The sequence below is a fragment of the Collinsella aerofaciens genome (assembly GCF_028209885.1).
Taxonomy (GTDB): Bacteria; Actinomycetota; Coriobacteriia; order Coriobacteriales; family Coriobacteriaceae; genus Collinsella; species Collinsella aerofaciens_BA.
The window spans coordinates 76,796-89,119 of sequence record NZ_JAQLEM010000004.1; the positions used below are offsets into that span (position 1 = coordinate 76,796).

Genomic DNA, 12,324 nt, shown 5'->3' on the forward strand with positions numbered 1-12,324 from the left:
CGTTTTGGTGCTCGGTTGTTTCCGTTGTGTTACTGCCCAAAGACCTCTTCGGCGATACGAGCGCTTTCGGCGGCGTCCTTGGCGTAGTAGTCCGCGCCGATCTGCTTGGCGTATTCGGGGGTGAGCACGGCGCCGCCTACGATGACCTTGACGCCCGGTACTTCGGCATGAAGCAGCTTGATGGTTTCTTCCATGGCGACGACCGTGGTAGTCATAAGCGCCGAGAGGCCGACGAGCTTAATGTCACGCTCCTGCACGGTCTTGAGCACCTCTTGCGGGTCGACGTCGCGGCCCAGGTCAAAGACGGTGTAGCCGTAGTTATCGAGCAGCATTTTGACGATGTTCTTGCCAATATCGTGGATGTCGCCCTTGACGGTGGCCACGCAGATCTTGCCCTTGTCGGCGATCTCGCCGGCGGGCATCAGGCGCTTGATGGTGTCGAAGCCCACGCGCGCGGCCTCGGCCGAGGCCATGAGCTGCGGCAGGAAGAACTTGCCCTGGTCAAAGAGGACGCCCACCTCGTCGAGGGCGGGGATAAAGTGGTTGTTGATAAGATCCATAGCGTCGTGGTCGGCCAGCAGGCGCTCAGTCTCGGTCGCGATCTCGCCCTTACGGCCCGAGACGACCATGCGACGAATCGGGCCGTCGTTGCCGTCGGTGCCGGCGGTGCCAGCAGCGGGCACGGCATCACTCGATGCGGCCTGAGCCGCTGCCGGGTTTGCGGCGATCTTATACGGATCGGTCCAGCCGGCGTAGCGCTCGATGTATCCGGTCGAGCCCTCGTCCTCAACGCTCAGGACGCGATAGCTGTAGACAGTATCCATAAAGCGCTTGGAACCCGGGTTCATGATGGGGGCGTCCAGGCCCGCGCCGAAGGCGGCAGCCAAAAAGACCGAGCCCAGCAGCGGGCGGGCAGGCAGGCCAAAGCTGATGTTTGACACGCCGAGCGCGCATTTGACGCCCAGACGCTCCTTGCACAGGGACATGGCGCGTAGGATCTGCTCGGCCTGGCGTTGATTGGTCGAGGCGGTCATGACCAGGCAGTCGATGAGGATGCGGTCCGGTCCGATGCCGTAGCGGGTAGCCTCGGCCACGATGCGCTCGGCGATGGCGAAGCGAGCCTCGGCGGTATCGGGGATGCCGCCTTCGTCGAGCGTAAGGCCGACAACGTTGGTGCCGTAGTGGGCGACCAGCGGAAAGATCTCATCCATGATCTGCTGCTTGCCGTTGACCGAGTTGATGATGGGCTTGCCGGCGTAGCGGCGCACGGCGGCCTCGACGGCTGCGGGGTCGGTGGAGTCGATCTGCAGCGGCAGCAGCGTGGAGCCCTGGAGCTGTTCGGTCGTCTGTTGGATGATCTTGACCTCGTCGATCTCGGGCAGGCCCACGTTGACGTCCAGGATGTCGGCGCCCTGTTCCTGCTGGCTGATGCCCTGGCTCACGACGTAGTCCAGGTCGCCGTCGCGCAGGGCCTGCTGCAGGCGCTTTTTGCCGGTGGGGTTGATGCGCTCGCCGATGACGGCGATCTTGTGGCCGTCGCAGGGAAGGTCCACGACCGTTTGAGCGCTCGTGACCGACATGCTGGGCTTGCGGCGGCGCGGGCTGGGCGTGTGGTTATCGATAAGCGTGCGCAAGGCCGCCATGTGCGCCGGCGTGGTGCCGCAGCAGCCGCCCACGACGCTCACGCCGTCGGCGATCATGCCGGCGACGGCTTCGGCGTATTCGGGGGCCTGGATATCAAAGACGGTATTGCCGTCGTCGTCCACGTGGGGCAGTCCTGCGTTGGCCTGCACCATAACAGGCTTGTCGGTAACGGTGAGCATACGCGCGGCGAGTCCTCGGAGCTCGGCCGGTCCTTGGCTGCAGTTGATGCCCAAAACGTCGGCGCCGATGGCGTCGAGCGTGATGGCGGCAACCTCGGGACTCGTACCCAGGAATGTGCGACCGTCTTCCTCGAAGGTCATGGTGGCAAAGACGGGCAGGTCGGAGTTCTCGCGGCAGGCGAGGACGGCCGCCTTGATCTCGGCCAGGTCGGTCATAGTCTCGATAATAAAGAGGTCCACACCCGCGGCGACGCCTGCGCGCACTTCCTCGGTAAAGAGGTCATAGGCCTCGTCGAAGCTGAGGGTGCCCAGGGGGCGAAGCAGCGCGCCGATGGGGCCGATGTCACCGGCGACGTAGCGGGCGCCGGTCTCGCGGGCACAGGCGACGGCCGCGGCAAAGACGTCTGCCACGGTGGCGGCACCGTCGAGCTTGTGGGCGTTGGCGCCAAAGGTGTTGGCGGTAATCACGTCGCAGCCGGCCTCGACATATTGACGTTGGATATCGGTGATAACCTGGGGTTCCTCAAAGTTGAGCAGCTCGGGCAGGGCGCCCGCCTTCATGCCAGCGGCCTGCAACATGGTGCCCATGCCGCCGTCGAACAGCAGGTGCCCCGTGCCCTCGATGGCGGCGCGCAGGCGATCGTCCTTAATGCGCAGATCGTCGATCGTGCGCGTCTTGTACGTGGCACCGTTGCGACGTGCGGCATCAACGGGTGCCGCCAATGCAGTGCCGTCAGAATCATGAGTGATAAGCGGAGTAAACATCGGGGGCTCCTAATGGCTGGAATAGCAGGTGGTGTGGGCGGCGCGGAAGCGGCAGTGTTCGCGCATGCGGCAGATATTGCAGGTGGGGCGGCTCTGGGCGTCGTGGACCTCGCCGTCAAACAGACCGATCACCGCGGTCACGCTTTTGGTGGGCATGAGTAGGCTGGTGGGGGTGACGGTCAGGCCGATGAGCCGCGTGGCGTTGAGCGCATTGACGATCGAGCGCTGGGCCGAGAGCGGGCAGTCGCCATAGCCGGGACTAAAGCGCCAGTTGCCGGCGAGCCCATGAACGGCGGCGTCCGTCTTGACCTGCTGGTCCATTTGCTCAACGGCGGCTTCCACGTAAGCGGAGCACGCGGCGTCGAGCACGGCGCCCTCCAGGGGATGTTGGGCTCCCGTGGTGCGCAGGCGACGCTCGGCGTCCATGCCGAGGGTGCATGCCATGAGCGCGGCAAAGCGGGCATCTTTGAGATGTCGATAGATATCGCGACCTCGCAGCTCAACGTTGGTGCCAACCAGACGGATGCTGGGCTCGCCCTGCTCGTCAACGCCCGTGGCATCGACGGCAAACACGCGTCGCACGCCACGGGGCTCAATGTCCAGTTCCAGACGTTCAACGACAAGCTCAATACGTCGTGATAGTTCGGGCTCAATCTGCTGGCCGCCGTAACCCAGATACCGCAGCATCTCGGCACGGTCGACACGGGGACGGTGCGCGGCATCGATACGGTAAAGCGCCGGCGACGCAAGGTCGGCCGGCACTTCGACAGCGGTTGTATCGATGTGCGGTTTTTCCATTACCCCAGGCGCTCCATAATGGTCGCGGCGATCACAGGACGGTTCATAGTGTACAGGTGCAGGCCGTCGGCGCCGTGCTCCTTGAGGTCGCAAAGCTGGCGGGCTGCATAATCTACACCAGCTGCCTGCAGGCTCTCGGGGTCATTCTCGTACTTGGCGAGAATCTTGATGACGGGGGAGGGCAGCGACGCGCCGCACATAAAGACCATGCGGCTGATCTGTGACTTGCCCATAAACGGCATGATGCCCGCGGTAATGGGCACGGTGATGCCGGCCTTGTCGGCAAGCTCGCGAAAACGGTAGAAGCACTCGTTATCAAAGAAGAGCTGCGTCACAAAGAAGCTCGCGCCAGCGTCCTGTTTTTGCTTGAGGTGTTCGACCGAGAGGTTGAGATCCTCACAGGCAATGTGGCCCTCGGGGTAGGCTGCGGCGCCCACGCAAAAGCCGGCGTCGACGAGCTCGGGGATGAGGTCGCGGGCGTAGGCGTAGTCCGAGGCGGGCTTGTCGTCCTCGGTCGCGCCGGCAGGGAGATCGCCACGCAGGGCCAGGATGTTTTCCACGCCGGCGGTGCGATACTCGTCGATCTTGGCGGCGATATCGGCGTGCGAGCGGCCCACGCAGGTAAGGTGTGCCACCGAGGGTGTATCGAATTCGCTCGTAATCATATGCGCGATGGGGGCGGTGGTGGCGCCGTTGCCCGAGCCGCCAGCCGAGCAGGTGACCGAGACAAAGCTCGGCGAAAGCTTGCACAGATTGCCTGCCACTTCGCGAGCCGTGTCGAGGGTAAGCTCGCCCTTGGGCGGGAACATCTCAAACGAAACGGGTGCGGTGCCCTGGGATGCTGCCTGCTTAAAAACCTCGTTGACGCGCATATCGTGCTCCTCTAGATACGTAATAGTGTGATGTGTTGTAAGGATTCTACAGCACCACTGTGTCACGGTGGAGTTTCACTCGCTATTTGAGGATACCAATCAAAGATGCCTTGCTATCGGCTTTATCTATAACAGAGCGGCTAATCTGGGCACGGACTATAAAGACTGGTATCTGATGCAAAATACCAGTTAATAGAGCTCCATCCCAAATTGACTACCCTTAAACCATGGGGAGAGGTCTGCTATTTATACAGTTGATTGGCTGTTGAGGGTGGCAACGCCGCCTCGATAGGGTAACCTCATTGATTGGTTTCGCGACAGCAACATAACGGTAATGTCGCGGAAACACGGCGAGTCTAAGCTATGACTCGTTCGTTAGTAATCAACACCGCTTCTCACGCGGTGCCGATACGAAGGGAGTTCCGTATGGCCGATCTTACTGACCGCTTCGGGACCATGGTGTTCTCTGAGGAAGTCATGAAGGACTACCTCCCCAAGGACATTTGGAAGCGCCTTGCTGCAACCCTCGAGGGCGGTGAGCCGCTCGACCTGGATGTGGCCAACGCCGTTGCCCATGCCATGAAGGTCTGGGCCATCTCCAAGGGCGCGACGCACTACGCGCACTGGTTCCAGCCGCTTTCGGGCATTACTTCCGAGAAGCACGACAGCTTCTTGGAGCCCAACCACGACGGCACCGCCATTACCAAGTTTACGGGCAAGAACCTCATCCAGGGCGAGCCGGACGCTTCGAGCTTCCCCAACGGCGGCCTGCGCGCCACCTTCGAGGCCCGTGGCTACACCGCTTGGGACCCCACTAGCCCCGCCTTTATCAAGGACGATGTCCTGTGCATCCCCACGGCTTTCTGCTCCTACACGGGCGAGGCCCTGGACAAGAAGACCCCGCTGCTGCGTTCCATGACCGCGCTCTCGCGTGAGTCTAAGCGCGTTTTGGCGCTGTTCGGTAAGACCCCCAAGAAGGTCGTTCCTTCCGTGGGCGACGAGCAGGAGTACTTCCTGATCAAGAAGGACGCCTACCGCAAGCGCAAGGACCTGGTCATTACCGGCCGCACCCTCTTTGGCGCCGCTCCCTGCAAGGGCCAGGAGCTCGAGGAGCACTACTTTGGCGCTATCCGCCCCACCGTCTCGGCCTACATGAAGGACCTGGACGATGAGCTGTGGGCGCTCGGCATTCCCGCCAAGACCAAGCACAACGAGGTTGCTCCCTGCCAGCATGAGCTCGCACCGGTCTATGGCGAGGTCAACGAGGCCATCGACCAGAATCTGGTCATGATGGAGAAGATGAAGCTCATCGCCTCCCGCCACGACTTGGTCTGCCTGCTGCACGAGAAGCCCTTCGAGGGCATCAACGGTTCGGGCAAGCACAACAACTGGTCGCTTGGCACCGAGTCCGAGAATCTGCTCGATCCGGGCGACACCCCGCTCGACAACCTGCAGTTCATCGTCTTCCTCACCGCGGTGATCGAGGCCGTCGATAACTATCAGGAGCTCCTGCGTGCCTCCGTTGCCTCGGCCGGCAACGACCATCGTCTGGGTGCCAACGAGGCTCCTCCGGCGATTATGTCCATCTTCCTGGGCGACCAGCTTACCGAGGTCGTCGAGAAGATCATCGATGGCAAGGCTTCCGTCCATGCCACGCGCGGCGTGCTCGACCTGGGCGCCGATACCCTGCCCAAGCTGATGCAGGACAACACCGACCGCAACCGCACCTCCCCGTTCGCCTTTACCGGCAACAAGTTCGAGTTCCGTGCCTGCGGCTCCGAGCAGAACGTCTCCGACTCCAACCTGGTGCTCGATGCCGCCGTGGCCAAGTCGCTCAAGTCCTTCGCCGACGCGCTTGAGGGTACGCCCGAGGATGAGTTCCAGGATGCCGCGCTCGAGTACTGCAAGAAGGTGTTGACCGATCACCAGCGCATCCTGTTCTCCGGCGACGGCTACTCCGACGAGTGGCCCATTGAGGCCGAGAAGCGCGGCCTTGCCAACAACAAGACCACGGCCGATGCCCTGCCCGCCTTTGTTTCCGATAAGGCTATCGCGCTCTTCGAGGAGACGGGTGTCCTGACCAAGGCCGAGGCTCAGTGCCGCTACGACTGCAAGCTCGAGAAGTACAACAAGCTCATGAACATCGAGGCTACCACGATGGTTCGCGAGGCGCGTCGTACCTATCGCCCGGCCATTACCGCCTATGCCACCAAGGTCGCTAAGGGCCTTGAGACTATTCGCGCCGCCGGCGCCGAGGCCGCCATGCAGTGCGAGCAGAATACGCTCAACAAGCTCTGCAACGGTATCACTGCCATCAACGACTCCATTAAGGCGCTCGACGCCGTGCATCAGAAGGCCGAGGCCCTCGATGGCCAGGAGCAGGCCAATGTGTATGCACACGAGGTCGTTCCCGCTATGGATACGCTGCGCGCCGCCGTGGATGCCATGGAGGAGATCGTGGCCGCCGACTACTGGCCGGTTCCGACCTACGACGACATTCTGTTCTATGTGTAGAACGTAACTGACATATCGTCACGGTATTGAGCCGGGGTCCGCATCGCGCGGGCCCCGGCTTTTTGTTTGCGAAGGACGCTTTGAAGCCCGTTTTGCCGCCGATGTGCCTAGGTATAAAGGGCTATGGGCAAAAAACGTCAAATATGAGTACTGTCACAAGTCCTGTAACATTATTTATTTGCAAAATATGCAGTGTTACACAACATATGTCCAAGTACTTAGCTGATAAACGCTTGCAATTCTTCCGCCGTAGGACCCCTGGCGTCTAAATCGCCTTCTGATGGCATGAAATCGCTGTTACTAAAATGGTAACAGTACTCATATTTGCTATTTTTTGCCCGCTGGCTTTGCGATGATGCCGGGGTCCGCACCCTGTCGGGTTCGAATCCCGGCATATCGGTAGCAAAAAGCCCGTCACCGCGGGGGTAACGGGCTTCTAGTTTCAAATGGTGCCCCCAGCGGGATGTCCGCGTGCGGCTGGCGCCGCCCGCTTCCGCTGCGTCGCTCCGCTCCTTGCGTGCTGCGCTGGAAAACGCTTGCGCGTTTCCTCAGCTCCGCACCCTGTCGGGTTCGAATCCCGGCATATCGGTAGCAAAAAGCCCGCTACCGCGAGGGTAACGGGCTCTTCAATTCAAATGGTGCCCCCAGCGGGATTCGAACCCGCGATATCCACCTTGAAAGGGTGGCGTCCTTGGCCGCTAGACGATGGGGACAGCGGGAAAGAGTATAGCAGACTTTTTTAGCCGTTCACATATCGTTGGCAAACTGAAAAACCACCACAAAGGTGCCTGTCCCCTTTGTGGTGGTGAGGTGCTAGGGGAGGAGCTTCATGGCGGCGTCGTGGGCGGCGTGCTCGTAGGTGTCGTCGAGGGGCTTGAGCGGCAGCAGGGCGACGGCCTGTGCATCGCCACGGTGCTCGAGGGCATGGGCGATCAGCCAGTCGGCGAGCTCGGGGTTCTTGGGCAGCGCCGGGCCATGCAGGTACGTGCCGATGACGCCCTTGTAGATCAGACCCTCAAGGCCATCGTCGCCGTTGTTGCCGGTGCCCGTGACGACGGACGTTCCGAGTGGCGTGGCCTCTGCATCGAGCAGGGTGCGGCCGCCGTGGTTCTCAAATCCCACAAAGGGCTCGGGTGCCAGATCGGTTTTGACGGCTACGTTGCCGATCAGGCGGTCGGAGCCGCGTACGGTTTCGGCGGCAATGACCCCCAGACCCTCAATGCGATTCTCACCCATATAGTACGAACGGCCGAGCAGCTGATAGCTGCCGCAGATGGCGAGCAACGAACCGCCATCCTCAACATAGGATGCGACCTTGTCTTTTTGAGCGAGCAGTTCATGTGCGACCGCCAGCTGGTCGCGGTCGGAGCCACCGCCCATCATGACGATATCGGCATCGGTCAAATCAAGCGTTTCGCCCATACGGACCTCGTCCACGCGCACGGGAATGCCGCGCCAAGCGCAGCGGCGCTCGAGCGCGATAACATTGCCGCCGTCGCCGTAGAGGTTAAGGGCATCGGGATACAGGTAGACGATGCGCAGCGGGCGCGAAAGCTCGACTGGCGCGATGCTGACAGGAAGAGCGCTGCCGTCGGCACGGGCTACGGCGCGGGCAGCAACAGCGTCGGCGGTGGCGCCTTTCAGCCCGTCGAGCTCCTTGACCAGCGGCGGGAAGGCCGTGTAATTGGCGACGGCGTAGAAGGTGTCATTGGCGGCCTCGTCTGCCACGGCGCCAATTGCCTGCGCGACGTCCGAGATAATCGCGGCATCGATGCCGGCGTACTTGAGGCGCACCTGCATGTCGTGCGCGCGCGTGCCTCCGGCAAAGGCGACAAGACCCGGCGTGTCGGCGATGCGCTCAAAGTCGACGTCGTAGATCCACGATACATCGTGGCCGTCGGCGTCGTTGTCGTTGAGGAAGAAAGCGCAGAGTCTGCCGCCTGCCGTCTTGATGGACTGGATTTGTCGATCGAAGCCTACGGGATTCTTAGCCAGGTTGGCCTCGATGGTGCGGCCGGCGATATCCCAGCGGCCCATGCGTCCGCCGGCGGGGACGTAGGCGTCGAGCGTGGGCTGCAGGTGCGCCGTATCCACGCCTAACTCATGTGCGGCAAAGAATGCAGCGGCAACGTTGTAGACCATGTACAGGCCGTTGTAGCGTGTGGCGATGTGTACGGCAGCCGCGTCGGACGCAGATCCAAAGACCAGGTCGAAGCCGTAGCCGTCGCAGCCGAGCTCCACGCCCGTCACACGGCGGACCAGTGCGGGGCGTGCCCAACCGCACGAGGGGCAATGGTAGGCGCCGAGTTGACCATACTGCACATAGTCGTACTCCAACGGGGCGTTGCACTGCGAGCAAAAGCGCGAGTCGCTAATACGGTCGGACTCGGTGTTGGTGGCGCCGTCGATGCCAAAGGCGATGCTTGCATTGGGAACGCGTGCGGCGATCGCGGCACACAGCGGGTCGTCTGCGTTGTAGATGAGCGTCGTTGCCGGCGATAGTTCCAACGCGTGGGCGATGACCTCCTGGGTGTGATCGATCTCGCCATAGCGATCCAGCTGGTCGCGGAACAGGTTGAGCAGCACGAAGTACGTCGGCTTGAGCTTGGGCAGGACGCGCACGGTGTAGAGCTCATCGCATTCAAAAACGCCCACGCGCTTGCCGCTGTCAGTGTGCCTAAGGCCGCTGCGGGCCTCGAGCAACGCGCCCACCACGCCCGGCTCCATGTTGTTTCCGGCACGGTTGCATACCACGGTGGCGCCGCTGGCGGCAACGGCGTCGGCGATGAGGTTGGAGGTGGTGGTCTTGCCGTTGGTGCCGGTGATTACCACGCTGCGGTCGACAAGACCCGCGAGGTCGCGTAGCAGCTCGGGGTTGATCTTCATGGCGATGCGGCCGGGGAGTACGCCGCCCTGGCGCTTAAGGACGGAGCGCAGCCCCCAGCGGGCGATATCGCTCGAGGTGCAGGCGAGAGATGAGCGGAAGTTCATGAAGTCGTTCCTAACGTGAATGACATGGTCGTGGCGATTGTGTCGTTAAAAGCCATAACGGCGCGCAAATTCCTGGGCAAGTTGCGATACGTCTTCGCAAGCGTTGGCCCAGGGGGCAAAGTCGGGAGTATCCGAGATGATGCCGTCGGCTTCCCAAACTGCCTGATGCGAAAGGTCCCAGGGGTCGTGCGGTTCGGGCCGGCAGGGAAGGTACGGCGTCTGATACATGGGGTTCAGCAAAAAGAACGCGCCGCCCTCGCAGCGGTTGGCAAACTCGCGCAGCGCGCGTGTCGCCGGGCGCATCTTGTTCGTTTTGAACAGCAGAATCGTGCGGGCGAGCAGATACCAAGGAGAGTTCTCGAGCGCGTCAGCCCCGATCTCTTCCTCGAGTTGGTGGGCCAGGGCAAAAAAGCCGTCCTGGTCTTCCAGGCGAGCGAGGGCGAGCAACACGGTGCCTGCGGCTCGGGTGGGATAGCCTTCTGCTTTAAGGACGCGGCGGGCGTAGTTGGCGGCAGCACGGTAGCGAGCGCTCGCCATACATAGCTGCGAGATGGCCTCGAGTGTATGAAGCCACCCGATAAGAGCCGGCTCGCTCACGGTAAGGTCTGCTGCAGTGACACCGTCGGCCAAAACATTATTAGCCCAGTAGTGCGGGGCTTCCATGTCGAACCCGGGCACGCTTTGCTGCAGGTAATCGGCCGTGGTCGCCTCGAGCTTCATCAGGTCACCCAGGCAGGCGTCAACGGGCGTGTCGGCCAGGATGATGGCGAGCAGCTGTGCGTCGAGGACATGCGCATCGATGCGGGCGATCTTGAGCAGCTCATCGCGCATATCGTCGAACAGACGATTGCGCGTCTGCTCGAACTCCTCGTCGCTGCCCATGTCCTCGATGCGATGGAGCTCGTCGAGCAGGTGGCGATGAACACCGGCATAGGACAGCAGCGCTTGGGCATGCTCGGACTGCGCATACTTTTGAGGATTCGCGCTAATGTCGTTATGGACAAGCTCGCGTGCTGCATCGGTGAGCTCGGGGTGCGACGCCAGATAGGTGCGCTCCAGGTAGGCGGGGATGTAGACGCTCGGATCCATTAGAGGTCCCCTCCCTTAAATGGAAGCCCCTGCTCGGCCGCGCGCAGGATGCGCTCGTCGATCTGGGAACGCACGATATCGTTGGTGGCGACCCAGGCGGCAAAGCTGGCGTTGTCGGGGGCGCCCAGGCCCTCCTGCAGTACCGGCGTCGCCTCGGACAGCGCAAGGACGAGCTCGTCGGTGGAGCCCACACCCACGTTGACGCGGGCATAGACGCCATCGGGAAACTCGGTTTGGAAGTAGAGTGCCTCGGCCGCGTGCGGGCACGAGCGTGCGAGGATGCGCAAATAGTGCTCGGCGCCCTCGTAGTCCAGCTCGCGCCAGGCAGCGCTCATCAGCGCGATGAGCGTCCATGGGTCCAAGTCGCGCTCCGCGTCCTTGGGACGACGGCGCAGCGGCGTGTTGGCGAGATAGGGGACGGAGTGTGCAGAGCGAAACCGTTTGAGCTCCTCGGCGGGGTATTCGAGCTTTGCCATGGCGAGCATTGCGGTGTGGCGGACACCAGCGGGGTCGTTGGGCGCAAAGTCCAAGCTGCGATTTGCGGCTTCGAGCGACATGCGATAGCGGCCGCTAATGAGGGCGCGTGACGCAAGGGCGGCAAGCCAGCGCAGGTAGGGGCGGCGCATGAGGTCGCCTGCGGCCTCACGCTCGTAGGGGTCCTGCGCCGAGGCGATTTTAAGCGCCAGGTCATGCTCGACTTCATCGCGCTTGGATGCCAAGTACTGTACGTATTCCTCGTTGGAGCTGGCGGTGAGCGCCGTCAGCATGCGCTGGGCATCCCAGTTGGCCGGATCGAGCGCGGCTGCCTCGCGGAGCATGTTCTCGGCTGCGGCTTCTTCCTGCTCTGCCTGGGTATCGTCAGGGATAAAGGGAATGCGGTAGTCGACAGCCTCGACCACCTTGGCAATGAGGTGCCCGGCGCGGTCGCGGTCGTGCACGATGAGCGGTGCGGGGTTGCGGGTGAATTGTTCCATCAGACGCTCTACGGCAGCACCGTCGGCGAGCGGGATATTGTCGCGGCGCAAGGCCTCAAGAACGAGGCGATGGCAATCCTCTTGAATGGGATCGAATGCCATGGGGCCTCCTTTGCTGCGGTTAGGGTTCAAATGTTTCTATATAAGGTTCTAGTTTACCCGCATGTGGCACACCGGGGGTGCCGCACTTGGACTTGCACCTTTGCACCACGAAGACGGATGTCGCACAAATGTCGGCACCTTGGACGACCGAGTGGTATCACGGTGCCGCAAACGGTCGATTTTTGGCGGCGAACGGTGCATATTTTGGAGGGGCACCGTCCCGCCCGGGATATGTGGTCAACCTTGATAAAACGTTTGCCCAGCTTGGGAGTATGAATGCCGCACAAGGGTCTTCAGGGATAGAAAAAACGTTTCATCATTGGCGGCTTTAGGTGAATAACTGACCAACCAGAACGGTAAAATAGTGTTTGTCTGAGCGTTGAGACGTTTAGACAT

The 12,324-nt window shown here is 61.9% G+C and carries 7 protein-coding genes and 1 tRNA gene; 1 reads left to right on the forward strand and 7 read right to left on the reverse strand.

The features are described 5' to 3' along the window. Positions 1 to 29: 29 nt before the first annotated feature. From PMX21_RS01770 to PMX21_RS01780, 3 genes are read right to left on the reverse strand one after another with little or no spacing between them, the layout of a single operon-like run. Entirely contained in the window at positions 30 to 2,588 is a 2,559-nt protein-coding gene (locus PMX21_RS01770; protein ID WP_271757609.1) for a homocysteine S-methyltransferase family protein, read from the reverse strand. 9 nt (positions 2,589 to 2,597) lie between these two features. Next, positions 2,598 to 3,386, reverse strand: coding sequence for a hypothetical protein (locus PMX21_RS01775; protein ID WP_271757611.1), 789 nt, complete (start codon positions 3,384 to 3,386; stop codon positions 2,598 to 2,600). Next, positions 3,386 to 4,258 carry a methylenetetrahydrofolate reductase gene (locus PMX21_RS01780; protein WP_271757613.1) on the reverse strand — a complete coding sequence of 291 codons (873 nt, stop codon included), beginning with the start codon at positions 4,256 to 4,258 and terminating at the stop codon, positions 3,386 to 3,388. The genes PMX21_RS01775 and PMX21_RS01780 overlap by 1 nt, the downstream gene beginning before the upstream one ends. A gap of 426 nt (positions 4,259 to 4,684) precedes the next feature. On the opposite strand from PMX21_RS01780, the gene PMX21_RS01785 reads away from it, so the two are divergent. Next, positions 4,685 to 6,772: a glutamine synthetase III family protein gene (locus tag PMX21_RS01785; RefSeq protein ID WP_271757616.1), complete on the forward strand. Its 2,088-nt coding sequence runs from the start codon at positions 4,685 to 4,687 to the stop codon at positions 6,770 to 6,772. Between the two features lie 636 nt (positions 6,773 to 7,408). Here the strand turns inward: PMX21_RS01785 and PMX21_RS01790 are convergent. The 4 genes from PMX21_RS01790 to PMX21_RS01805 all read right to left on the reverse strand — a co-directional run bounded on the left by PMX21_RS01790 (position 7,409) and on the right by PMX21_RS01805 (position 11,928). Next, a tRNA-Glu gene (locus tag PMX21_RS01790) sits at positions 7,409 to 7,485 on the reverse strand. A gap of 100 nt (positions 7,486 to 7,585) precedes the next feature. After that, positions 7,586 to 9,763, reverse strand: coding sequence for a MurT ligase domain-containing protein (locus tag PMX21_RS01795; protein WP_271757619.1), 2,178 nt, complete (start codon positions 9,761 to 9,763; stop codon positions 7,586 to 7,588). Between the two features lie 45 nt (positions 9,764 to 9,808). Continuing rightward, the gene (locus PMX21_RS01800; RefSeq protein WP_271757622.1) at positions 9,809 to 10,852 is read right to left on the reverse strand and encodes a hypothetical protein; all 1,044 of its coding nucleotides are present in this window, start codon (positions 10,850 to 10,852) and stop codon (positions 9,809 to 9,811) included. Continuing rightward, complete coding sequence (locus tag PMX21_RS01805) at positions 10,852 to 11,928, reverse strand: tetratricopeptide repeat protein (RefSeq protein WP_271757625.1); 1,077 nt, start codon at positions 11,926 to 11,928, stop codon at positions 10,852 to 10,854. The genes PMX21_RS01800 and PMX21_RS01805 overlap by 1 nt, the downstream gene beginning before the upstream one ends. Between the last annotated feature and the right edge of the window lie 396 nt (positions 11,929 to 12,324).